Here is a 23730-nt window from a genome sequence, read left to right on the forward strand (position 1 = left end):
GCCTTAATCGGTATCGTTTACATAGCATTCCTAAATTATTTGTGAGATCAACGACTCTGTGAGAAAGGATTTCCTGATTCTAAATTAGTTTGTGTTGTGTCAGGGGAATGCGCTCGTTGTCGTAACGTGTTGTTGAAGCGTTTGCAAAAGCTTCCAGCGGTTTTCTATTTTTGACAGTGTGGTTTTATACGCGAAGTCTGAGATGGAACGGGCACAAGGGTTTCAGAATTCGCTAAAACTCTGGTGAATAATCCAGGCTAGGCACCCGTTGGAGGGGCGATCGCCATTTTGGAAGTGCCAGGACTAATTGTATGGATAGGGTAGCCCTACAGCCAATTGCCCACCAGAACATAGGGTGCCCAATAGCTGGGACGACTGTATTGGGGATACTCCTTTAACAGCATCAGTTGGGCGCGGCGGAGTGCTTCGGCTTTGGTGACTTTTGCGGTTGCCAGTTCCCGGTAAAATTTGCCAATGAAGATAGCCGTCGAGCGATCGTCAATATGCCAGAGGGATGCCAGTGTACTGCGTGCCCCGGCTCGGATGGCAACCCCTGCCAGTCCTAAGGTCGCCCGATTATCTCCAGCGGCGGTTTGGCAAGCGCTGAGAACGAGTAACTCCACCGCTTCCGAGGCAGATTGGGAACGACTGCGAAGGAGGTTATCTAGTTGGCTGACGTTGATGGCTCCGTCTGCTGCCAGGATGTAGGTGTCTTTTGCCTGGGAACTGAACTGACCGTGGGTTGCCAGATGCACAACCTTAAAGGGCACTGCATTGATTTGCTGCTCCAGGGCTTTACTGGTAAAGCTTTGATCCAGGAGAGTGGTCGTGTTCACCCCTGCCTGCTCAATCAGATTAAGTTCTGCTTTGACTTCCGGTAGGGGCGCAAACTGGGCATAGTCTGGCGGCGGCTGGGTCAGTCCTGCGGTGAGAGCTGTCAGTTTTGTGGGAGCCAGCGCGCGCGGGGTAAAAAGTTGTAGACCAGGGCTGAGCGCCACCGCGTACTTTTCAACCAGGTATTGATTGCCGTCATAAAGAGCTGCCATTGGAAGATTACGAAGCAATCCGTCCTGCACGAAAACCAGGGTATCCACCTTCGTTTGTTTCAAATCAGCTTCAACTGGTTGGATCAGCCAGCCATAGACCTGTTGGGAGAGCGATCGCACTTCCCTGGCTGTATCCGGTTCTTTCATTGCCTGCTGTAACCGAGCTAAAACGCTTTCCACCTCTGCTTGCGGTAACAGAACGGCATAGTAGCGTAGCGGTTGCCGGGGAGCTTTGAGAATCACAGCTAACTGGTTTTCCAGAATGATCGGGTAAAAGATAGCTGCCGTAGGGTTATCCTGATCCACCACCTGATCGAGCAAAACAGACTGGGCATTCAGGCAGGCTTCTCGGAAGAAGTTATCCAGTTCGGCAAGTTGGAGGGACTCAATCAAACGGCGGGCTTTGTCCAGAGTTTGTTGACTCGGCTTTCCCTGATTGGAAGTGAGCAGCAATTCCACAGTTTGGCGATAAACAGGTTCAACGCTGTCTCGAAAGGTGAACTGCACATCTCGGTTAACGGCAACCAGGTCACTCCGGAGGGACTGGAGGGTGGTTACAGCCGCTTCATAGGTGGTAGTAGCGCGTACCAGGTCTCCCTGTTGCTTGAGCAATCGCCCAAGCTGCCACTGCCAGCGATAGGAAATATCCAAGGCGTTGACCGTCTGGGATAGCAGTAATGCCTGCTCTGTCAACCTTTGCGCCTCTGACCACTGGCGCGTTTGCTCATACAGTCCGCCTAAACTGCCGAGGGCAAAGGATTCAGCACGACGATCGCCCAAACTCTGGGCTTGCTGGACTGCGATCGCAAGTTGTTTTGCCATCAGCTGATTCACTAGAACTGGGTTCGCTCCCCGATTCCAGCTTTTGCTTACGGTTTCTGCCAGGTTAATCCGGGCGTAGATTGCAGGGCGGCTGGGAGGGAGGGCTTCCACCAGTGCCCAAACCTGGGGCAGCAAGCTTTCTGCGTCTCCGCGGCGATTGGTTTCTAGCAGCAGACTGAGCCAGTTGAGGCGCGCCTGTGCCGCCAGGATCGGGGCAGGAGAAAGTTTCGCCGCCTGCTGATAAAAAGCGATCGCCGCTTCTCCTTTCTGCTGGGCACGGGCAGTATTGCCCAGGCTAAACAGAGCGGCACTCTCTTCAGAGACAGATTGCAGTTTGCGGGAGACTGCCAGACTTTGTTCCAAAACCTGACGGGACTGGTCCAGATCACCCACCAGTTGTAGAGCATCCCCCAGAGATCGCAATCCCACCGCTTTCACCGGGGAATCCGGTTGAGGTTGCAAAATTCGGTTGAGCGCCGTTAGTGCCTCCAGCGATCGCCGGTAGAACCCCATTGCCTGCAAAGCCTGTGCCTGATTGAGACGGCTACGCACTTCTCCCGCCCGATCTTCCGCCTTAAGATACACTTCCGTTGCCCGCTTCCAGGTTGCTAAAGCCTGTTCTGCCTGTCCCATTTCCAGTTGCAGCCGTCCCTGAATGTCCAGGGTTTGAGCCAGAACTTTCACCTGCCGCCGGTTGCCGGTTGCTGGTTGCCCACCCCACAACGATAAACTTTCCTCCATTGCCCGACTCGCCTCTTCCCAGGCACCCAACTGCTGGTATGCCAGGGAAAGATTGCTCAAAGCCGCTGCCTGTCTGAGTTCATCTCCCTGCGATCGATAGTCCTGAACTGCCTGCTGTAAAAGCTGAACGGCTTCTGCATACCGTCCGGCATTGTAAAGCGCCTGCCCCTGATCAACACGCTCCTGGGACGCGGCGAAGGGAGCAGCAGATGGCTGAGGAACTTGAGTCAAAAGGGTTTGATTCGATTGCTGAGATTCCTGCGCCAGCACTGCGCTACTCACCAGTGGCAAACCCACCACACTGATCAAAACTGAGATGACCGTCGAAGAAGGGAGCATGGTTCAAACTCCTGGGGGCGAGGAGGGGGAGGGATCAGACGGGAAGAGGAGAGTTGAGAATCAAAGCTAATCCAAATTCACGTTGAGAACCGTAGTTCTAAGCCCTCACCCCCAGCCCCTCTCCCAGCGGGTGAGGGGAGCCGGAAGAATCCTTCAAAGTCCCTCTTCCTTCGGGAGAGGGATTTAGGGTGAGGGCTAACTTGGCAAGCTCCAGGTTTCAAGTTGGATGGGGTTTAACAACTAGTAGCGCAATATTGGTCGTCAGGTTTAGACCTCGGAGGTTTTCAAAACCTCTGCGGTCTGGGAGGCTTTGCGTCCTTGACAAACCAGCTTGATCCTTAACCGTTTAAAGTTGCCTCAGACTTCAGACCTACATACACTCTCCGCTTCCTCTTTTCCTAATTCTGGATAAGAATCTCAAAAGGGACTGCCGACAATGGAGAAGTACAATCCTTTTTCCTGCAAGGTGTTCTTATCTCCGGGAACATTGATCAGGGGAATGCCCCAATCAAATCGGGCAGTGACGCGATCGCTGATCTGCAACCGTAGTCCCACCCCCAAGGACACCAACGTTCTGGGGTCGGGGTCCGCAAAGCCAGAGCGGTTCCAGCCAGTACCGAGATCAAAGAAGGGGGCAATCTGCAACAGCCCATTGATTTGAGGTAAGCGCCAGATGGGAATCCGAACTTCAGCCGAGGCGAACAGCCCGCTATCGGTCAGCAGTGCATCCTGACGGTAGCCCCGCACACTGTCAATCCCACCCAGGGAAAACTGCTCGAAGGGTAACAGCGCCCGGTTAGCAATCTGCATGTCGCCGCGCAGCAGAAATAGCGTATCGGGAGCCAGCAACCGCACCCACTGCGCCTGTCCCCGCCATGCAAAAAAGCGGCTATCGGGGGGTTCTTCGTTGATGGTGGAACCCAGGGCATTCAACCCAACACTAAACTGGGAACGCAAGGCAATCACTTCAACTCCACTGCGCCAGGTGGCTTCCTGGAAGAAGCGGAGAGCAGTCAGGCGAGTCCGCCCGTCCTCATCGGCACCCCGTGCTGGAAAGGGAATTTCCCCATCCAACAGGCTAGCTTGACTTTGTTGCTGGGTGCCGGTGATGCCCAGGGCAATTTCCCGGTTGGGAGTTTGCAAAATGGGTTGCCGGAAGCTCAGTTCCAGGTAACGAGATTGGGACTGAATATCGAGAATGTTAAAGGGTTCCTCAATCACCCGGTTATAGGAGATACCTGTGCTAAACCGGATGGTGCCATTGTAGGGATTGACGGGAAACGTGTAACTGAAATCAAAGGCATTACTACCATCGGTGTTGGAATAGGAACCCGTGAGGCGATCGCCAAACCCCAGCAAGTTCGCTTCACTCAGTTGCAACTGGCGCTGAAAACTGCCTACACTGGGCACCCGCCCGTTGTTGAGCAGAACCTGGGCATCAAACGTCCTGGCTTCCGTGACTCGCACCTCCAGCAGACTTTCTCCCGGACGCGACCCGGCAGATAACTCCGCTGAAATCGTCTCAATCAGTGGGTTCAGTTGCAGTAGTTGGAGTGCTTCCAGCAACTGGTTTCGGTTTAGAGGGGGACGGGTGGCAATCCCAAGCCGCGATTCGATATAGCTGGGCTTCAGCCTGCGGGTCCCTGTCACTTGAATCGCTTCTAAGCTGCCCTCCACGACCCGAATTTCGATCGCTCCATCTTGCAAGCGCTGGGGTGGAATGTAGGCACCTGAAGTGATGTAGCCATTATCTAGATAAAGCTGAGTCACCGCCGATCTCGCCTGAAACAGTTCTGCGATCGAAATCGGACGTTTGGTGTAGGGTTGCGTGACTCGGTCAAAGTCTGCCTGACTAAATACGGTACTCCCCGTCACCCGAAACTGCTCAATGGTAATTGTTTGGGGAATATCACCCGGCGGTGCTTCGCCCGGTGGCGTAGGCAGGCTGGGGGCTGGCAGGAGTTGTTCTGGGGGAGGCAGGGGAGCCGGTGGGGCTGGTTCTGGTTGGGGCTGGACGGAAGGCGGTTGGGGTTCGCGCTGAAGTCGGTTGTCGATGGTGGGTAGGGTGGGAACCTGTGCCTGAAGGGGGCGCGCGTTCGCCCCAGCAATGAACACGATGGAACTCAGCTTCAGCAAAAACATCCAGAACCTGGCAGAATCTGGAAGCCGATGTTGCTTTGGCGGGATCGTATAACCCATTTTCCCCACACCCTCTCTTGACGCAGCCACATGACCGATCGATTTTTCCAGCTCAAAATGTTTAATCGGTTTCATTGTAGTAGGGATTGCCAACAATAAAACCGATTAATCAACCAGCCAATGGAAACTATCGATGCAGGCTCAGAGAAGCCACTGGTGATAGCGGTTCTTACTCAAATCCTGGCTTGATCGAGGATGAGGGCGATGGGAGTGAAATGGCGGAATAGGCGGGAATCAAATTTTGAGCGATCGCCATCCATGAATAACGCGATTTTGCCAGTTGCCTGCCGTTTTCGCCCAGGGTTTGCCGTAGTTGAGGGGAAGTCAGCAGTTGGGCGATCGCGTTTGCCAAGAGCATCCACTCACCTTCTACAACCAATCCTGCTTTCACTACCGCAACTTCTGGAGCAATTTGAATTCCTGGGGTGATAATGACGGGCAAGCCAGAAATCAATGCCTCTGCAACTGCAATCCCAAAGTTTTCGGAGTAGGACGGCAGAACAAATAAATCAGAACCTTGCAACAACAAATCCTTTGCTGTACCCGTCACCAGCCCAGGAAATGTCACCCATTCAGCGAGACCCAGAGCGGCAACCAGTTCTTGCAATTCAGCCAGGTAGTCGGGTTCACCAGAACCCGCCATGATCAGATGAAAATGATGCCCCTGTCTGTTTAACTGGGCGAGGGATTTGAGCAACAAATCTGGGCGCTTTTTGTAATGAAGCCGCGACAAAAACAAGATAACGGGAACACCCGCTGCAATGTTGTACTGCTGCCTCAGTTGCATCTGGGGCTGATCTAAAATGACGGGTGGTGTCACCCCCAGGGGCAGAGTAATGGTTGGCGTTTGCAGCCCAAAATGGCGCACATCTTCTGCTTCAGCAGGGGTGGTACAGTGTATAGCCGCCGCCCGATTCAGGTTATGGCGTTCGATCAAGTTGGTATAAATCTGTTTTTTTAAGCGACTTTGATTCAGTGCCCAGGGAGTGAGTTGCCCCATCGTGCGAACCGTGTAGGGGACGCGCTTGAAGCGGGCGATCGCTGCCGCACAGGTGGGAGCGAAAGAAAACAAGTAGTGATTATCCAGCACATCGTAGTCCTGCACATGCTGCCATAACCAGCCAGCCAGGGCAGGGGAAAAAATAAACTCCTTCAGGGCAGGCGGTTGAAATGGCAAAAACCAGACGGGCACGGCAGCTTTTTCATTGGCATTCAATGGGTAATCAACCCTCTGATTCAATGGCACATTCATCGGTGTAGAGCCATTGAAATTGGTTGTCACAATTTCAGCCTCAACCCCACACTTTCTTAATGAATGAACCAGATTAAGAGCGACCTGGGGTGGTCCTCCCATGACTGGACTGATGGATGGAATAACGTGTAGAACCTTCATAGGATTCGGTGGATGGGTGAGTGGGTGAGTGGGAGACGAAGGGGAAAGGGAGGGGGGAGGGAAGCCAAGTTCATCGACTCATTCACTCATTGACTCATCCCCTCAAGCACTAGAACAATTAAGGTAGTGGACTCACTTTCTTTAAGCGGATTAGACCTGTTTTTTTCAAACCAAGCAGCATCACAATTGGCAAGATCATCGTTGTCAGCCAAAACATGCTACGCATAGTAATTCCAGCCGCGGCAAAGCCCAAAGCATAGGTCATCATGGCGTAGGCGGATTGTCGTTGCAGTGCCATGCGGTTCCACCAGGCTGCCAGGGCACCAAAAAAAAGTGAGATGAGAATTACCCCTACCATGCCCGCTGTCATGTAAGCTTCGCCCAGATAGGTCGCGGCTACAGTCCAGCCCTCAGCACCTGCAATTTCCTCAATACTGACGCTTAAACCTTCTGGCTTACCGGGAAACAGAACCCTGGGAATCGGTCTGATCAATGCCCAGTAGATGACTTCAAATCCGAGGAAATCATGTTTTTCAGGTAAAGCATCGGCGATTAAGCCAATCGACCACAAATTGTAGTCAACTGATAGCGTATCTCGCAGTGTATCCCCAGCATAGACCTGATTTTCAAGATAACTTTTTAAGCCAATGGTTCTAAACTCAAGCATGTGATAAGAAGCAAACACGGTTAGAATAGCTGCTCCTAAGATTGGAATGATGGTATTTCTAAAGTTATGTTTGGGCAGAGTCACCAGATAACTCACCAAAAAAATCGATAGATAGGCAACAAAGATATTTCGAGTTCCACCTGAAAATCCAAAAAACACCGTAAATAGAAACAGAACTGCCACAATACTCAGTTGAACTGCCGAAAACGAACGGCGACGGTTCCAAACTACTCCAGCTAAGGCAGGAATGAGATAGAGTAGCAGGCTAAGTTCCGAAATAAACGATCGCCAGCCTCCGAGTCTACCGCGACCCCAGGGTTGGGTAAATCGGGGTGCCAGCATGGCATCGATCATTTTGGGAAGGTCAAAATCAACGGAAAGCAACATATCCAGGTAGCCCAGAAATGCTGCGACAATCAAAACCCAAATCAATAAGGAATTGGAAATATCTCCAAAGTTTAACTGGCTAGACCGGGCAGGTTTTTGTGAAACCAGATGACGACCGATCGCCAGACTTGCCATCCCCACTAAAACCATCACCAGGGCTTTAGAGGTTTGCTCTACGGTCAGTAAATCATTGAAATTTTCCTGGGGAAACAGGAACTCCACCAGGGTGAGGAAATAAAGCCCAACCAGGCAGAGTAAGTCAGCTCGAAACAGGTTTTGCAATCCTTTTCGACTATCAAAAAACATACTGATTGCCAAAGCTCCGGCGGTAATAATGGCAACGGTTCTTGCCATTTCCGAGGGAGGAGCAGAGGGAGGAATTAAAACATAAGCTGCCACCAACCCAATCAAAAAAACAAACGTACCTTCCACAGAAGCACCGGGAGGATAGTACTTTTTCTCCGGGTAGTAGTAGAGTGATGGGTCATCGGAATAATCGGACATTGACACGGAGATACCCCTGCTGGCTAAACGACTTCTCAAACGAATTAAACGATCGCCGCATATTGCGGTTGCCCTGAAACCGCTTGCTCAAGTAAATCCAATAGTTCCTTTGCCTTTGCCTCCCAGGTCAATTTTTGATGGATTAACTGGTTGGCACGAACTCCCATTTCAGTCCGCCTGGTATCATCCGTTAACATTCGATCCAGGGCAGCCGCCGTAGCCCCAATATTTTTAGGCGGGACGGTGAAGCCGTGAACCCCAGGCTGAATCACATCATTGATGCCGCCATCGCTACAGCAGATGATGGGCAGCCCCGCCGCCATTGCTTCCAGATAGACTGTCGCGAACGGTTCATCCCAACCCACCAGGGCAAAACAGTCTGCCCACACCATTTCTTGCAGCACTTCAGCGTGGGGCTTTTTACCCAGCAGTTGGATGCGATCGCCCAGGTTCAACCGCTCAACCATACTTTGAACCTTCTCTGCATCAGCACCAGAGCCAATAATTCGCAAAACAGCATCGGGATGGGCGGATGCGATTTGATAGAACGCCTCAATCAAGAGAGGAATCCCTTTACGTTCAGCAAATAACGCACAAGTCAGAATAATTTTTTTGTGGTTTAAGCTTGGGGGACGCGGGTTATCCAATAGGGATGGAGGAAATGGATCAATTCCGTTGTGATGCGTCAAAACATGCGCCTGCGGAAATAACTGCTGGATATCCTGCTCCATTCGGTTGGCAACCGCCAGCATTGCCCAGGCACCGTCTACAACCGTTTGATAAGCTACTTTGCGATCGGGGTAGGTGTGGCAATCTGCAATCTCATTAAAGTCGTGATCCAGGGTCAGAAAGGGACGACGGAAACGAGGCGGAAGTTGCGCCACAAGCCATCCATTGGGCAAACTGTGGTGGCAAAAGATCACATCCGGTTGAAATTCTTCGATTAGCTTACATAGTTCCTGTCTGGCTGACCACCACGCCAGTTTGAGATAAGGAACAGGATGGGTATATGCCCACCGCTTGAAGGGATTCACCGGGTAATACAGCCAGCGGGGGTAACGGGTATTTACCAATCCTGACCAGGTATATTGTTGGGGACAGTGGGCATAAGCCTTCGCGCCAGGAGTGAGAGCAAAACTGGCAGGTACCCAGGCGGTGAAAGACGCGACCAGTAAATCAATATCCTGGCGGGCAAGCGCCTGTGCCTGAGACAGTGCCCAGGTGCCCATCAGGGGATTATCTGGTTTAGGAAAGTAGAATGCCAGGAACAGGACTCGCAGGCGGCGGGAGGGCATGGGGGTTTCGGCGATAACTCTAAACCCTATTTCTGAACTATTTGCCCTTATCCGTAAACTTTTCAAAAACTTCAAGCCAGCGTTTTGCCCCGACTTCCGGAGACCAGGCGGCTGCTTTCTGTAAAGATGCCTGACTGGCGGCTCGAATCCGTTCAGGATGTTGCAGGTAATGGGTGAGTGCCTGCCAGATTCCATCGGCATCGCCATTCTGGAAAATCAATCCGTTCACCCCTGGTTCTACCAAATCTGGCGCAGCACCCACCGCATCGGAACAAATGATGGGTAAACCCGCTCCCAAAGCTTGATTGACCACCACGCCCCAACCGTCATATCGACTGGGCAGCACAAATAGATCTGCCTGGCGAAAGAAGTGGGGTAAATGTTCTGGTTCCTGAAATCCAGCATATTCAATCTGTTGCTTCGTTTTGGGAGAAAGGGGTTCCAGCATTTGGGGCAGTTCTGCCTCCCGCCCAACCAGCAATAAACGAGCAGTGTAGCCCGATTGAATTAATCGATTAAAGGCATTTAGCAATAGATCGATTCCCTTGCGGGCGATCATCTGCCCACACAACAGAATTGTGATCGGTTCCCGTGGACGGGGGGGAATATCGATGCTGAAGGGGGACAGATCGCAGTAGTAGGGAATGTTGAAAATAGGTTTATTGGGAAAGCGTTGTTGGTAATCTTCCACAGCTCTGGAGCCGATCGCCGCGATCGCCCCACACTGGTGTAACCCCTGGGCAAATGCCTGCTGCAATCGTCCTTTTACCCCCTGAGAGGAACCAACCATCTTTTCCCCCCAGAAAATACAAGGGATTCGTTTGGTAATCCTGTGGAGGATAATTTGGGCGGTTAAATTCTGGTAGCCATTCAACACCACAATATCCGTTTGGTTGAGGTTGGGCAGGTGCCAGTTGAGATGAAACCGAGCCAGCCCCCAGGAGAGGTAAGCCCCTGGCAGGATAGTTTCGTAGAGTTGTAAGGGTTTCATGCCCCAGGGTGAATCGGGAGGGGTGGACTCCAGATAATTGACTGTAAGGTGGATTTCGGGGCATTGGGAAAGCGCATAGAACAGATCCCGCTGGTAGGGGGAGGGCGCAATCGAGTAGAAGGTAACACGAAACTGGGTAGTAGGTTCCATTACGCCACAGGATATAGAAGCTGGTTGGCTAATGATGACAAGCTGAATTGGCTAAGTTGGATTGAACTCTGGGCAAAATTTGAGAGTTGTTTGGGGTTCTCTAAACAGGATTGAATGATGGCCGCGATCGCCCTTCCCGTCACTTCTGGTAACACCCTTCCATTCACCTGTTCTGTGACCACTTTTCCACAAAATTGGGAGGCGATAACGGGTAATTTCCAGGCTTGTGCTTCCAGTTGGGTCAGCCCAAATCCATCGGAAAGCGTAGGAAACAGAAACACATCCGCCTCTTGGTAGTAGCGAGCTGTTTCATTGCGGGGCACCTGTCCGATCCAGCGAATTTGGGGATGGTTCTGATACTGGGCAGGAATACTAATTTGTTGAGACCCGACCATCCAGAACTCCACTGGCTTTCCCTGCAATAAGCTAACGGCTTCTAATAACGCAGCAACTCCTTTGCGCAGGGTCACAATTCCTAAAAATAAAACTCGTAACGGACGCTCCTGAGTAAATTTGGGCGGATAGAAGCGGGTGAAGGCGGTTGCCTCTGCCGGTGGTTCATACACCAGGGGCACCACGCGAATTTTGTCCGGGTCGGTACCTGTTTGCTCTAGCAATTGGTTTGACCAATGGGAATTAACCACGATCGCATCTGCCAGATCACATTCCTGCTGCCAGGTTGTCCAATAACTTTGTGGTACAGGCTGCCAGCCCGGTTCCAGGGTGGGATGGTTTGCCTGTTCCTCTGCAACCAGCTTTTCTTCCAGGGGACCCGGATCGATTTGTCCCAGAACGGTTTGCCAACCCTGTGCTTTGGCAAAGCGAAACAGATGCAGTGCCGTGTAGCTGTAGGAAAACAGGATGGTGGATGGACTCCGGTGGGGAGCGATCGCCTTCAGATATACCAAAGCTTGCCGCTGAAACCAATCGTTACGGGCAATCATCCGATCCCAACCGGACGTTTTTTTTAATTTATGCGTAAGCTCAAATGGTAATAGGGATGAATTAAATGCCCGAACAGGAGCCTCCGCTAAATCAGGGTGAAACCGCCCTTTTAGGGAAGCAGAGACCTTTCCTGGCAGCCGGTTCAATGGCGACTGCGGCGATACCCACGTATCTGTAATCAAATAGGCTAATTGATTTGCCTGATATAAAGCACGGGGAATGGCATAATGCTCTCTCGCCCCAAGTTGGCAGCAGATCCAGGTCGAAAAACCTTCCATGCCTATTTCTAGTATTTGCAGAACCCAATTCCTTATTCGTAACCAGGACAATGCATCCGGATGGGTTAAACTTTTCCATCAAAAATTCAAAGGAGTGAACCCCTAGAATTGAGGCAGGCTTTGCCAGTGGCGAAAGCTTTCAGGAGACATGGTTGCCCGGTAGTGTTGATATTGTGCGATCGCTCTAAACCCGGCGAGTTCTCCTTCTAGTTGCCCAATGCGACCTACTTTTAAAGAGAGTAGCAATCGAGAAAACAGGGTGCGGCTCTGTTTCAGGTACTTTAGCCGTATGGGAACAAACCAATCATTCCACAACACATTATTACGAGCACCATAGAAGTCCATGCGATGCCAGTTTCGCCCTGCATTGGAAGCAATGTGGTGAATTTCAAAATCGGGAAAGTGATAGCAGTATAAGCCCTGTTGAAACGCCCTGGCAGCCAGTTCCATTTCTTCGCCCTGGTGAATCAGTTCTTCCCGGTAACCGTTAAGGCGTAAAAAATTAGCCCGGTGGATGAGATGACCACAACCAATGAATGAACGAACTTGATAGGGAGTTTTTTGTTGTGACTGACTTTGATATTCCCCTAACACCGGGTTATAGATTGGAAAGGCAAGGCACAAAAGATCAGTGTGCGACTCTGCAAACTCGACGGCGGCTTGCAAAGAACCCGATACTGGAAAGGAATCATCATCAAGGCTGAGATAGTATTTCGTTTTAATTGCCTTAGCTAATTGATTGCGCCGGACAATCAGACCTTTGGATGTCGGGAACCGTTGCAGTTCGATTGGAAAAAGAAAACTAGCAAGATTAAACGGGCAATCTTCATCGGAACCATCATCCATAATCCAAATGGGGAGCATTCCCAAACCAGATTTCCCAATTTGAGTCAGTGTGGTTTTGAGGTCGTGCCAGCGATTTTTAGTGGTAATTCCAATCGAAACCAGTTCTGCTAGAGGGTGGTTTGTCATTATGGTTTGTCTAGCGGTTTTTTAAGCGACAGTGCCGACTCAAAGCTAAGGATTGTGGATTGGATAAAGTGCCGGTTTCAGCCCTCACCCCCGTCCCCTCTCCTTAGGGCTACCGTGTATACATAAGTCCCCAAAGTTAAATCGACAGGCGATCGCAGCATTGACAGTGGGTAGCAGAATCCTGCTTGGGGGGCAGCCCCCCAAACCCCCCGTAGCGGGTGACGGTTGCGTCCCCCGCACCCCCTCCAAAACGATGCGATCTCGTCGTCAATGGCAACATTCATTCCATTGGGGCTTCAAGCAAGGGCATACGGGTGGCAAGGGGAGCGGTTGGTTTTTGAAGTTTGAGGCATTTTTGACCGATTCTCGTCACGCTAGACTTGAAGCCCCAACGCTAGACACTTTCGGGGGGTTTGGGGGAGTTAGGACCCCAAGCGGCGGGGGACTGGGGGGAAGTCCCCCAGAGCCAGTTTCAAACGAAGCCGAGATCTGTATACACCGTAGCCCTAGCGAGAGGGGTGCCGGAGGCGGAGTGAGGGAAAATTGCAAATTCCATCTTATTTAATTCCTATTCCTAATTAGGTGTTCTTGAACCAGTCGGTTCTGTCCGGAGAGATTGAAAGGAGATTGGTAAAAGCCTATCTACTACCATAGATTTTGCAGTACGATTGAACTATTCTTGCAGGGCTATTTAATGCCAGTATCGATACCCCAATCCGATCAGGACTCGCCCTGGAAAGAAATCCTGCGTCAGTATTTCAGGGAAGCGATCGCCTTTTTCTTTCCCCAAACAGCCGATCAGGTTGATTGGAACCGTCCCTATGAGTTCCTCGACAAAGAATTTCAGCAAATTGCACCGGAGGCAAAAATTGGGAAACGCTACGCGGATCAATTGGTCAAAGTCTGGCTGAAGCGGGGACAGGAGCTATGGTTGCTCGTTCATATTGAGATCCAGGCTAAACCAGAAACCCATTTCCCAGAGCGAATGCTGGTCTATCATCTGCGAATCTTTGACCGATTCCATAGCCATGCAGCAAGTCTGGCTGTCCTCTGTGATAGCAATACCAAATGGCGACCAAATCAGTATCACTTTAGCCATTTTGATACAGAGCTAATCTTTCGATTTAGTGCAGTTAAGCTGCTGGATTATCGTGAGCATTGGGCGGATCTGGAACAAAGCCGTAATCCATTTGCAGTGGTTGTGATGGCACACTTAAAGGCACAGGAAACGCGACGGAAATCGCAGCAACGCAAAGCCTGGAAATTGAGCTTAATTCGGCAACTCTACGAGAAAGGCTTTGAGCGTCAGGAGATTTTGAACCTGTTCCGCTTTATAGACTGGGTTATGATTTTACCAGAAGAACTAGATCAAGAGTTTTGGCGGGAGTTAAAGGTCTACGAGGAGGAACGCCGAATGCCCTATATCAGCAGTGTGGAGAGGATTGGCTTTCAGGAGGGACTCAAGAAAGGTCTTCAACAGGGGCTTGAGCAGGGGCTTGAGCAGGGACTTGAGCAGGGACTTGAGCAGGGACTTGAGCAGGGGCTTGAGCAGGGGCTTGAGCAAGGACTTGAACAGGGACTTGAACAGGGTTCCCTGCAAGAAGCCCGATCGCTAGTTCTGCGGTTACTTACCCGTCGGGTAGGAGAATTGCCTCATGGGGTGAGATTACAAATTGATCACCTTTCTCTGCCCCAACTGGAGTCATTGGGTGAGGCGCTATTAGACTTTACTAATCTGGCTGATTTAGAACTTTATTTAGCCAGTTTGCGCCAGAACAAAGAACCTGCAAGCAACCAGTAGCCTGCCAGGTACCGTATTCGTCCCAGGTAAAGATGCCATGGCAGGGTTGCCTGGTAGAGTTGCCAGCTTTCGCGCAACCAACCACGTCGAAGGCATTCCAGACTAACCGGGCGAATATGGCGGGTTAGCAGTTCAAGTCGCTCTCGCTGGCGGGGGTGGGTTCCTGGATAGTGTCCTGCGGTCTCTTGCTGAATCAGGTAATCCATTCCTTCAACGGATTTTGCGAGGTTAGAAATAGCGGTAGCCCCGTGGCGGCGGTAGGCAAGGACGGGTGGGGATTGAATGGAGACAAATCCGTCTGCTGTGCCCAATTTCAGCCACAGATCAGAGTCTTCCCCGTTGATCCACTGTGGGGTGAAACCGCCTGCTTCCTGTAAAGCATCAGCCCGAATTGCAACATTTCCAGGTAAAAGCTGAAGGGGTTGGCTCCAAGCAGCGTAGTAGTCTTTGAAGGGTTGCGCCTGTAAGGGTTCTGGTTGAATGTTCAGGGATTCAGGCTGATCCTGAAATTCGATGGTGGCTCCTGTGATGAAGCAGGGTAAGTGGTACTGGACGATCGCCCGTTTGTAAGTCGCCAGTGTCCAGGGAAACCAGAGATCGTCGCTGTCGAGAAAGGTGATGTAGGTTCCCTTTGCCTGGTGGATGCCTGAATTGCGGGCGGCACCGGGTCCCTGGTTGGGTTGCTGTAAGACGGTGATGCGATCGCCAAACTGCTGCAAAACATCCAGTGTGTGATCCGTTGAGCCATCATCCACCACAATCACCTCGTAGTCAGCAAAAGTCTGGTTCAAAACCGACTCCAGGGTGGCGGCAATCAAATTAGCTCGATTGTAAACGGGAATAATGGTTGAAAAAAAAGGCATTGGGGTCGGGGGTCAGGCAACAAATTTGGTGGGCAGGTATTCTTTAAGTGGATTCTGGATGAGTTGGTATTTGGCATAGGATTTGCAATACTGCTTCAATATCTGTGCTTTGCTGATGACATTAAATTCATAACTTGTATATAAAGCGTCCACTAAGGACAATTCAAAGTTGTAGACCTTATCCAGATTATGAGCAATCATTTTGGCTTGTTTGATAATGTTGCGATCGCAGGTTTGGATTAAGTTCATTCTGATTGCCTGGGTACCTCTCCCAAATACACGATTGGTGGCAGGATTCCGCAGGGAAAGGTTTATCGGCATTTCTGACCAGCAGCAGAGGGGTTTTGGCTCAAACTGTAAGGGGTCTTGAATTTGTAAGGTGCGGCAGTATTCCTGCAATCCAGCATCGGTTACGCTGGGTCCTACTTGAAGTTGGGATTGAATAGAAGTTTCCCAAAATAGTCCGCCATTGGAAATGCCTTCAAAGAAGAAGAGATGGGCATGAAGTTCTAAGGGCCTATAGGTTTTGGCGGTGAACCAATCTCCGCGGGTGGTTCGGTCAGTTGGTTGGGAGGTTGATTGGGTTTGGAGCCAGATCGCTTGATTCCGCAGGAGTAGCCTGTTGTGGCTTGTTTGCAGGCAGGCAATATTTTCTGACAGGAAGGTGGGCAACAGCCAGTTGTCATCTTCTAATACACAGGCGTAGGTGCCTCCCAGCAGGCTATGGGTGGTGAAAGCGCGATCCAGATTGCCTGCGCTGCCCAGATTGGTAGGGTTGGGACTGTAGAGGAGGCGATCGTCAGCAAAGGATTCAACTACAGATTTGGCTTCCTGGGTTGGGGAATCATCCATCACGATCCCCTGCCAGTGGGGATAGTCCTGATTAATCAGGCTGCTGATGGCACGTTTTAATAGATCGGGACGCTTGTAGGTGGGGATTCTGACTTCGCACTTCATAGCCACAGGTTGCCAAAGGCGTAATTATTTCCAGACTTTCCGTTTTACTTCTGCAACGTACTCTGCTCCGGCAAAGCCGATCGCCTGATAGAGGGTGCGGTAAAAGCCAGGGGCGACCTGATTCGATGGCATGAAGCTGGGATTTTGGCGTTTGACGGTTGCAGCGACTTGAGTTGCCAATGGTTTATCCCACAGGTAGATTCGGCGGGCATATTCAAAGCGCGCCTGGTTGAGGGCATCTTTTCTAATCGGGGACAGTTGCCCGATGGCAGATAAATGAGTTTCGATCGCATCCTGAATGCCCAGGCGATCGCGGTAAATTTCCCGAATATTTCTGTGGGTGACGGTGCCACTGCACCACCAGCGGTAGATGGCTCCTGCCTGGTTGAAGTAAGCAAAGCGTTTGTTTGCTTTCAAAAGGCGCACATAGAGGTCATAGTCCTGGCAGTGTTTCAGGTCTGTGCGCCAACCGTTGATATCGATGAGTGCCTGTCTGCGGAGGAGGAGACCGCCTGTTTGGGGTAATTGCCATTGGATCGCCAGCAACCACAGATCGTGGGGAAGGGGGCGATCGGTGATGGCGGGTGGGGTATGAAATAGGCCGTTTTCGCCCAGTTCTTCAGTGATGTGGGGGCTATAGATCACCTCTGCATCGGGATTTTGGGTCAGAAATTGGATTTGGTTGGCAACTTTATCGGGTAGGAGGTAATCATCGGCATCGAGGTATTGAATCCATTCGCTGGTACTGAGTTGCAGTAAACGGTTCCTTGTGGCATTACCACCCCGATTGGGTCCGGTTTCCCAGTGAATTTTGTCGCTATATTGTTTAATCACTTCCAGGCTGTTGTCGGTAGAGCCATCATCAACGACTATCACTTCTATGTGAGGGTAGGTCTGACTGAGGGCGCTTTCAATTGCCTGGGCAATCCAGCGATCGGTGTTGTAGCAGGGGATGAGAATACTGACAGTGGGTGTTTGATGCATGGGTGATGGCTCTCAAACTTTGATTTAACGAACTCGTAACTCAGTCCATTCTCCGGAGGCAACCTGGCGAATGTGATTGGTATAGTTACTGCGCTCAAGAAAAATGCGTTGAACCGCACCCATGCACTCTACTCTGTCTCTCCAGTTGTTGAACTGGCACTCATCATGAGAACTTCCTAAGTTTCTGGGAAAAAAAATAAATTTCATATAACATTTTAACTTCGCAGCAAGTTGCCACTGCCATGTCCACTGGATATGCCATCGGTCGCCTCTGTATTTGTAAGTAAATATAAAGGGATCAATACCAACAAAACCTGCCCCAATTGTTTTACAAAGAATTTTACAATGTTCAAGATTCAGGCGATCTGCTTTGATTGCATGGCGAACTTTTATATATGGGCTGTAGGCAAATTGATAGCCGAGACAATGCAATAACCAACAAAGTTCGGTATCTTCACCTGTTACGCGCATTTTACTTCCCCGCTGAGTGTCGTTGAAAAATTCATATCCTTTTTCTAAACACTTCAGAAGTGGCTTTACACAAAAGGTTGATCCAGCTCCAGCAACAATTCCACCATGTCCTACGACAACACCGTCTGAGTCTTCTTTCTCAATTTCTGGAAACCACGGTTGAGAACAACCATAGCTTGCTTTTGCCCACTTAAACCATGCTGGAACAGGTTGATCAGTGTAAATTTGATTAGTTGAACCAACCATACCAACTTCTGGATAACGATTGAATACTTCAAGAGTATGATAAATAAACTCAGATTCTATATAGTTATCGTCATCAATAATGCTGATCAGTTCCCCTCTAGCCTCATAAACACCCTTCAAAAAAGCATTGATTTTGCCTAACTTGGGTTCTCGTAACACCCGTCCATCCAACCCTAATCTTTGTAATTCATTCAGTGCAATTTCAAAGGTATTATCTGTAGAAGCATTATCAACAATCAAGATTTCATAAAGTCCTTTAGAAATATACTTTTGATATGCAATGGCTTCTAAAACTTGCGGCATGGTACTCGATCCATTATGGGTGCAGGTTAGAAGGGTAAGTTTAGGCTGTTGCATAAGCTAAAAATAGCGCTACTTCTTGAATTTCAACGAACTCGAAGCTCAGTCCACTTCCCAGTAGCAACTTGACGAATGTGCTTAGTATAATTACCACGCTCAGAAAGTATTCGTTGAATTGCTCCCATACACTCTACTTTTGCAACCCAATTTCTAAACTTCCTTTCCTCGTCAGAATTCCCTAAGTTTTCAGGAAAAAACACAAAGCGAATATATCGCTTTAGCTTTGATAGCAACTGCCATTGCCATGTCCATTGAAGAAACCATTGCTCACCATCATGTTTGTGGGTGAATATGAAAGGGTCTACACCAAGGCAACCTGCACCAATTGTTTTGCAGAGAACTTTAAAGTGTTCAAGATTCAAGCGTTCTGGCTTAATTGCATGGCGGATTTGAATTCGAGAATCATAAGCGAAATGATAACCAAGGCTTCGCATTAACCAGCAGAGTTCAGTATCTTCACCAGTTACTTTCATCTTTTTTCCACGCTGGGTATCGTTGAAAAAACTATACCCTTTATCCAAACAGTTCAGTAGGGGTTTGGCTCGGAAGGTTGAACCAGCACCGGCAATAATGCCATCTTTAGCAATAACTTTGCCCTTTATCTCTTGCTTGTCAATACCACTTAATATTGGTTGAGAGCAGCCATACCGTCCACTTATCCATGTAAACCAGATTGGGAGGGGTTGATCTGTAAAAATTTGGTTTTTAGAACCAACTATCCCAACGTTTGGATATTGCTCAAAAATCTCAATTGTGTAACGAATAAATCCAGGTTCGATTAAATTGTCATCATCAATAATACTGATTAGTTCGCCTTTTGCTTCAGAAACCCCTTTCAGAAATGCATTGATTTTTCCGAGACGAGGCTCCAGTAAAACTCGCCCATTCAAATCCAGGTATTTTATGGTATCAGTCGCAATTTTAGATGTGCGATCACTAGAGGCGTTGTCGATAACCAAAACTTCAAATACTTCCTTTGAAACATCATTTTGGTTTGCTATAGTCTCTAGAACCTGTTGGATGGTTTCTCCACCGTTGTGAGTACAGGTCAAAAGGGTGATTTTGGGCTGTTTCATAGAGAGTGAAGTTTAAGAAAGAAGCGATTTTCTAACAAAAAGTGCATTTCCGTAGTAAAGATGTTTTTGGAGCCAAAATGCTTGGTTGTAAATACCGACACAATTGATTCCATAGTCTTTTAAGAACAGAGATATTTCAGAAATTGATATTTTGCCGGGAAATGTGTTGGCAGATACTTCAACAAGAATTAAATCAATTTTGTTACTTTCCAGCAAAGCAGTTGCACCCTTGAGAACTTCCAGGTCATATCCCTCGGTATCAATTTTTAAGAGATTGATTTTATTAATGGAGTGTAAAGTACAAAATTCATCAATAGTGGCTATTTTTACTGGCTCATATTTAGTAGTTGCAGTATCTAAGGCTTTATCTCCAATATCGGGGTTAATAGAAACATAGTGATCTAAAGTTGCAAGTCGAGAATCCCAAAATACTTTAATTGTGGCTTCTTGAGACTCGGCACCCAAAGCCAGGTTGAAAGCTTCAGTATTAGGCAAAGTTTTTAAGGTTTCTACTAGACTGGTGAATGTATCTTTCACCGGCTCAAAGCTGAAGATTTTTGCATTGGACCATTCCCTATGAAAATCTAGAGCCGTCTGACCAATATTTGCTCCAACATCAAAGATGACTTGTGGCGACCAACCAGGAACTAATCGCGAGATGTCGTTATAGAGGTTAACACCCCAAGGAGTATTTTTGCGATAAATAGTAAAGCCAGTTAAATCTTCAATCAAGTGTTTGACCTTAAGATACATCACTCATCTCCTATTGTTTGGTGAACTGCTCCAGAATTTTTCGACGAAGAAGAGTGGTGTTGTAGTTGGAAATAAGCATAATGGCGTTGAATGAGAAATTGTATAAGAGCAGCCTGAGTAATAAGAGAGCGCTGCACATGAATTTCCCTATTGAGGAATGACAGATCGATAAAGCTCAAAGGTTTTTTGTCCGATCGCCCCCCAATCCAGCCGATCGCACTCCTGCGTAACCAACTGGCTCAATGCACCCAAATCAACCTGAGTACTTTCCTTCAACGCATACAGCAAACCCTCTTCATCCTGTGGGTCATACAGCAACCAGTCTGCTGCCCCCAGCGTTTCAACAATGGTGTCTGTCCGGGGTGCAATGACCGGCTTACCGTAGGACATTGCTAGAATCAGACTGCCAGAAGTCAGAATGGATTTGAACGGCAACACCACCACATCGGCTGCACTGAAATAGAGAGGAATCCGATCGCTCTCCACAAACCCAGAATGCAGCACAACATTTGCGATCGCCTCCGCCTGCCTGACTAATGACTGCCCATAGTCCTCATCCAGGGGCTTTCCAGCAATCACCAGCGTATTTCCCTTCAGAGCAGACTTTTGTTCTTGCCAGACCTGTAGCAATCGCTCAATCCCCTTATAAGGGCGCAACATCCCCAGGTGCAGGTACAACCGCCCCATCACAGGCAAATTCAGCGCCCTACGTGCCTCCACCGGGTCGATCGCCGCCCCATAAGCACCGCGATAGTGCCCGTGGGGAATCACAGCAATCCTGGAAGGGGCAAGCTCATAGCATTGCACCAATTCATCCAAAGCAGACGGGTGGTGAACAATCAGGCGATCGACCAGGCGAGTTAACATCCGTTGTGTCCATCGTTCCAGGCGAGGAAAGCGCGTTTCGTGGGAAATCCGATTGTGGACTGTCCACACCACTCTTACACCGCTCAGGCGAACCATCAGGATATCCAGCAAAAACTTGATGGCATAAACCAGTCGGGTCAGCCAGTCACTCCCCTTGAGATAGGGATTAGACCAGTGCAAATGCAACACCGCGATCGCCCCTGGCTGCTGCCGAATTGCCCGCCAGAGCGGCAACACTCGCTTATAGCCCTGGGGAAAATAAACTATTACCCCTTCTGCCTGCAATGCATTTGCCAGCAGAGTTTGATAGGGATTATCAACCCGGTAATCCGGCATCATCAGGACATTCATACCTGTCCTAACTCCTGCAAAAAACCGTTTTGCACCAGATGTTGAATGCCCTCGCTATACATTAACTGACGAATCTTACCAACATAGTGACGGCAGGGAGCGCCATTAATGCCTCCTTCAAGATGTACGTCATATTCCGCTGGTAATAACTCTGCCCCATAACGGGAACTAAACAGGGCATAAAGCGTCTGCTCGATTCGCCAGAAATGTCCCAGGATATCTGGCAATCCCAGAAACTCCTCGATCCAATCCAGGCGCATGGATGGTTTGTGAATCAACCCCAAACCAGAATTAAACCGATCAATCACTTCAAATCCTAATTGAGTCTTGACCACTTCCGGTTGTACCGTGTAAGCACTGGCAACATCCCCATTCACCGTATTGAAACAATAGGTAGAATCTTCAATACGATTCAATAACACCGATGGTTCTTGATAGAACAAAACATCACTGTCAAGCAACAACATGCGATCGCTCTCCAGATACTCCCGAAAATCAAACACCTTTGGTGACAGATGATTCGTTTGGCGAAACTCCAGACAGCGGGGATAGGATTGCAGTGTCTCTAAAACACAGCGATCGGCACTGCCTCGGTCAATGAGCCGGGCATCGGGAAAGTGATGTCGTAGCGTGGCTCGATGGTCATCTGTAAGCGTACCGTCATCATGAATACAGAGCGCATAGCGACGACCCGAGTAGTGATAAAAAGTCTTCAATGCCCAGATCAGATTCAGCCAGTCTTTTTCATAGGTCAGGACATGAATTTCACAGGTGCGATCGCTAGTGTGTGCGATCGGTCGAGTATGTAAGATACGCTGCCTCACCGTATCCCGGTAATAAGCAGTACTAAACCCATGCTGGTATTTCTGTCGAACTTTCAGGACCAGAGAGCCAAGAGACATGGTGCTAATCCTTGATGGGTTGCTTGGGCGATCGCTCACTGAAAAATAGAGAATCGGCTAATATGCCTGATCGTTCAGACCTTGTGTTTGAAGACAAAACCTGTTCCTCTTTTCTGGTGTTGCCTACCTGTTTCAGGACAAATACTAGAAAATGATCGATTCCCCATCCTCACCAAACTACTGTCAGCCCTTGCAATGGTAGGATGACCAGATATTATCTGGATGTCTCTGCCCATGACTCGCATCCGGTTCGACCAACTGGCAAAACAATACTTGGAAGGCTTTCTAGAACCATTAGGCACCGTCCAACGAAACCTGGAAGTGCCGGGGGAATCCAAGTTTGTCGATGTCTGGTTTACCCCCACATCGGTCGCGATAGACCCCCCGCTTGACCTGGGCTTACTCAGTCGCATCGTCATGACACCGTGTTTGCTAGAACCCTTTCGCAATGCCCCCACCCGGCAAGACATCCGAAGCTGTTTGCTGAAATTACTCTGGATTCAGGAAGACCAGCGACGCAAAACCGAACAGAGCGGAGCTACCCAGAGTGAACAGAACTTGCCCCGGCTATGGATTCTGGCAGCGACCGTGACTCAACCTGTGAGGGCTGAGTTTAGTGGGCAACTTCGACCAGACTGGCTACCAGGCGTGTACTTCCTGCCAGAAGGGTTGAAGACTGCCGTAGTTGCGATTGATCAGTTGCCCCAGTTGGAGGAAACCTTATGGCTCCGCATTCTGGGACGGAATGCCACCCAACAACAGGCGATTGCTGACGTGATTGCGCTGCCAAAGGATGACCCAAGACGGGATCGAGTTCTACAATTATTGGTAAACTGGCGAGTTACGCTGGAACTCAGCGATGTCATTGACACAACGGAGGGCGACCTGATGGCAAGTTTATCTCAGGCTTACCTGGAATGGGAGCAGAAGACTAGTGGACTGTCAAGGTTGAAATGATGGGTAAAGTCGTTTGAGTTTAACCCGTGCATCTTCAGTGGTAAATCGCCAAACTATTGTTCGCAAATGGGTATTTCTGCGCTGCTCCCAACCCAAAGTTTCTTGGTGCACAGAGGCTTGGTCAGGAATGCGACGGTATAGACAATGACGGGCGAAAACACTGAATTAAGTTTTATAGCCATTCATTGTATTGACGTTCGCTTTCCTGACCAAGCCTCTTTGCAACAAGAAAATTTGGATTGGTAGCAGCGCAGAAATACCCAAGTGCTAACAATAGATTGGCGATTTACCACTCAAGATGCACGGGTTAAACTCAAACGACTTTACCCATCATTTCAACCTTGACAGTCCACTAGTCTTCTGCTCCCATTCCAGGTAAGCCTGAGATAAACTTGCCATCAGGTCGCCCTCCG

The 23730-nt window shown here is 49.4% G+C and carries 19 protein-coding genes; 2 read left to right on the top strand and 17 right to left on the bottom strand.

Translation table 11 applies throughout. The features are described from left to right. Nucleotides 1-326: 326 nt before the first annotated feature. The 9 genes from AC1S52_RS02440 to AC1S52_RS02480 all read right to left on the bottom strand — a co-directional run bounded on the left by AC1S52_RS02440 (nt 327) and on the right by AC1S52_RS02480 (nt 13009). Nucleotides 327-2948, bottom strand: a complete 2622-nt coding sequence (locus AC1S52_RS02440) for a CHAT domain-containing protein (protein WP_482027451.1) — start codon at nt 2946-2948, stop codon at nt 327-329. A gap of 417 nt (nt 2949-3365) precedes the next feature. Beyond that, nucleotides 3366-5147 (bottom strand): ShlB/FhaC/HecB family hemolysin secretion/activation protein, encoded by a 1782-nt coding sequence (locus tag AC1S52_RS02445; RefSeq protein WP_482027452.1) that lies wholly within the window; start codon nt 5145-5147, stop codon nt 3366-3368. A gap of 169 nt (nt 5148-5316) precedes the next feature. Then, entirely contained in the window at nt 5317-6540 is a 1224-nt protein-coding gene (locus tag AC1S52_RS02450) for a glycosyltransferase (RefSeq protein ID WP_482027453.1), read from the bottom strand. A gap of 118 nt (nt 6541-6658) precedes the next feature. Next, on the bottom strand, nt 6659-8098 hold the full coding sequence (locus AC1S52_RS02455; protein ID WP_482027454.1) for an O-antigen polymerase: 1440 nt from the start codon (nt 8096-8098) through the stop codon (nt 6659-6661). 44 nt (nt 8099-8142) lie between these two features. After that, nucleotides 8143-9393, bottom strand: coding sequence for a glycosyltransferase family 4 protein (locus tag AC1S52_RS02460; RefSeq protein ID WP_482027455.1), 1251 nt, complete (start codon nt 9391-9393; stop codon nt 8143-8145). Between the two features lie 37 nt (nt 9394-9430). Further along, nucleotides 9431-10534 (bottom strand): glycosyltransferase family 4 protein, encoded by a 1104-nt coding sequence (locus AC1S52_RS02465; RefSeq protein WP_482027456.1) that lies wholly within the window; start codon nt 10532-10534, stop codon nt 9431-9433. Continuing rightward, nucleotides 10534-11757 (bottom strand): glycosyltransferase family 4 protein, encoded by a 1224-nt coding sequence (locus AC1S52_RS02470; RefSeq protein ID WP_482027457.1) that lies wholly within the window; start codon nt 11755-11757, stop codon nt 10534-10536. The genes AC1S52_RS02465 and AC1S52_RS02470 overlap by 1 nt, the downstream gene beginning before the upstream one ends. A 102-nt stretch (nt 11758-11859) precedes the next feature. After that, complete coding sequence (locus AC1S52_RS02475; protein WP_482027458.1) at nt 11860-12729, bottom strand: glycosyltransferase family 2 protein; 870 nt, start codon at nt 12727-12729, stop codon at nt 11860-11862. Between the two features lie 136 nt (nt 12730-12865). Next, on the bottom strand, nt 12866-13009 hold the full coding sequence (locus AC1S52_RS02480; RefSeq protein WP_482027459.1) for a hypothetical protein: 144 nt from the start codon (nt 13007-13009) through the stop codon (nt 12866-12868). A gap of 414 nt (nt 13010-13423) precedes the next feature. On the opposite strand from AC1S52_RS02480, the gene AC1S52_RS02485 reads away from it, so the two are divergent. Beyond that, nucleotides 13424-14530, top strand: coding sequence for an Rpn family recombination-promoting nuclease/putative transposase (locus AC1S52_RS02485; RefSeq protein WP_482027460.1), 1107 nt, complete (start codon nt 13424-13426; stop codon nt 14528-14530). Here AC1S52_RS02485 and AC1S52_RS02490 read toward each other — a convergent pair. The 8 genes from AC1S52_RS02490 to AC1S52_RS02525 form a co-directional block, all read right to left on the bottom strand. Continuing rightward, the gene (locus AC1S52_RS02490) at nt 14482-15393 is read right to left on the bottom strand and encodes a glycosyltransferase family 2 protein (RefSeq protein ID WP_482027461.1); all 912 of its coding nucleotides are present in this window, start codon (nt 15391-15393) and stop codon (nt 14482-14484) included. The genes AC1S52_RS02485 and AC1S52_RS02490 overlap by 49 nt on opposite strands. A 12-nt stretch (nt 15394-15405) precedes the next feature. Next, entirely contained in the window at nt 15406-16350 is a 945-nt protein-coding gene (locus tag AC1S52_RS02495; RefSeq protein ID WP_482027462.1) for a glycosyltransferase family 2 protein, read from the bottom strand. Between the two features lie 24 nt (nt 16351-16374). After that, nucleotides 16375-17334, bottom strand: a complete 960-nt coding sequence (locus AC1S52_RS02500) for a glycosyltransferase (RefSeq protein WP_482027463.1) — start codon at nt 17332-17334, stop codon at nt 16375-16377. A 24-nt stretch (nt 17335-17358) separates the two neighbouring features. Further along, the gene (locus AC1S52_RS02505; RefSeq protein WP_482027464.1) at nt 17359-18408 is read right to left on the bottom strand and encodes a glycosyltransferase family A protein; all 1050 of its coding nucleotides are present in this window, start codon (nt 18406-18408) and stop codon (nt 17359-17361) included. Nucleotides 18409-18437: 29 nt separating this feature from the next. Beyond that, nucleotides 18438-19487, bottom strand: a complete 1050-nt coding sequence (locus AC1S52_RS02510) for a glycosyltransferase family 2 protein (protein ID WP_482027465.1) — start codon at nt 19485-19487, stop codon at nt 18438-18440. A 12-nt stretch (nt 19488-19499) separates the two neighbouring features. Then, nucleotides 19500-20240: an FkbM family methyltransferase gene (locus AC1S52_RS02515; RefSeq protein WP_482027466.1), complete on the bottom strand. Its 741-nt coding sequence runs from the start codon at nt 20238-20240 to the stop codon at nt 19500-19502. 147 nt (nt 20241-20387) lie between these two features. Continuing rightward, nucleotides 20388-21458, bottom strand: a complete 1071-nt coding sequence (locus AC1S52_RS02520) for a glycosyltransferase (protein WP_482027467.1) — start codon at nt 21456-21458, stop codon at nt 20388-20390. Next, complete coding sequence (locus AC1S52_RS02525; protein WP_482027468.1) at nt 21455-22360, bottom strand: hypothetical protein; 906 nt, start codon at nt 22358-22360, stop codon at nt 21455-21457. Before AC1S52_RS02525 ends, AC1S52_RS02520 begins: the two co-directional genes overlap by 4 nt. A 222-nt stretch (nt 22361-22582) precedes the next feature. On the opposite strand from AC1S52_RS02525, the gene AC1S52_RS02530 reads away from it, so the two are divergent. Continuing rightward, the gene (locus AC1S52_RS02530; RefSeq protein ID WP_482027469.1) at nt 22583-23317 is read left to right on the top strand and encodes a flagellar assembly protein H; all 735 of its coding nucleotides are present in this window, start codon (nt 22583-22585) and stop codon (nt 23315-23317) included. The last annotated feature ends 413 nt before the right edge of the window (nt 23318-23730 follow it).

The sequence above is a fragment of the Kovacikia sp. CALU 1929 genome (assembly GCF_056784235.1).

Bases quoted from the DNA above. Each gene is read 5' to 3' on its own strand.
- AC1S52_RS02525 (WP_482027468.1), bottom strand. From the start codon at position 22,360: ATGTCTCTTGGCTCTCTGGTCCTGAAAGTTCGACAGAAATACCAGCAT.
- AC1S52_RS02510 (WP_482027465.1), bottom strand. From the start codon at position 19,487: ATGAAACAGCCCAAAATCACCCTTTTGACCTGTACTCACAACGGTGGA.
- AC1S52_RS02480 (WP_482027459.1), bottom strand. From the start codon at position 13,009: ATGTTGCCATTGACGACGAGATCGCATCGTTTTGGAGGGGGTGCGGGG.
- AC1S52_RS02460 (WP_482027455.1), bottom strand. From the start codon at position 9,393: ATGCCCTCCCGCCGCCTGCGAGTCCTGTTCCTGGCATTCTACTTTCCT.
- AC1S52_RS02440 (WP_482027451.1), bottom strand. From the start codon at position 2,948: ATGCTCCCTTCTTCGACGGTCATCTCAGTTTTGATCAGTGTGGTGGGT.
- AC1S52_RS02450 (WP_482027453.1), bottom strand. From the start codon at position 6,540: ATGAAGGTTCTACACGTTATTCCATCCATCAGTCCAGTCATGGGAGGA.
- AC1S52_RS02505 (WP_482027464.1), bottom strand. From the start codon at position 18,408: ATGCAACAGCCTAAACTTACCCTTCTAACCTGCACCCATAATGGATCG.
- AC1S52_RS02455 (WP_482027454.1), bottom strand. From the start codon at position 8,098: ATGTCCGATTATTCCGATGACCCATCACTCTACTACTACCCGGAGAAA.
- AC1S52_RS02445 (WP_482027452.1), bottom strand. From the start codon at position 5,147: ATGGGTTATACGATCCCGCCAAAGCAACATCGGCTTCCAGATTCTGCC.
- AC1S52_RS02475 (WP_482027458.1), bottom strand. From the start codon at position 12,729: ATGACAAACCACCCTCTAGCAGAACTGGTTTCGATTGGAATTACCACT.
- AC1S52_RS02485 (WP_482027460.1), top strand. From the start codon at position 13,424: ATGCCAGTATCGATACCCCAATCCGATCAGGACTCGCCCTGGAAAGAA.
- AC1S52_RS02465 (WP_482027456.1), bottom strand. From the start codon at position 10,534: ATGGAACCTACTACCCAGTTTCGTGTTACCTTCTACTCGATTGCGCCC.
- AC1S52_RS02515 (WP_482027466.1), bottom strand. From the start codon at position 20,240: ATGTATCTTAAGGTCAAACACTTGATTGAAGATTTAACTGGCTTTACT.
- AC1S52_RS02495 (WP_482027462.1), bottom strand. From the start codon at position 16,350: ATGAAGTGCGAAGTCAGAATCCCCACCTACAAGCGTCCCGATCTATTA.
- AC1S52_RS02490 (WP_482027461.1), bottom strand. From the start codon at position 15,393: ATGCCTTTTTTTTCAACCATTATTCCCGTTTACAATCGAGCTAATTTG.
- AC1S52_RS02520 (WP_482027467.1), bottom strand. From the start codon at position 21,458: ATGAATGTCCTGATGATGCCGGATTACCGGGTTGATAATCCCTATCAA.
- AC1S52_RS02500 (WP_482027463.1), bottom strand. From the start codon at position 17,334: ATGCATCAAACACCCACTGTCAGTATTCTCATCCCCTGCTACAACACC.
- AC1S52_RS02470 (WP_482027457.1), bottom strand. From the start codon at position 11,757: ATGGAAGGTTTTTCGACCTGGATCTGCTGCCAACTTGGGGCGAGAGAG.
- AC1S52_RS02530 (WP_482027469.1), top strand. From the start codon at position 22,583: ATGTCTCTGCCCATGACTCGCATCCGGTTCGACCAACTGGCAAAACAA.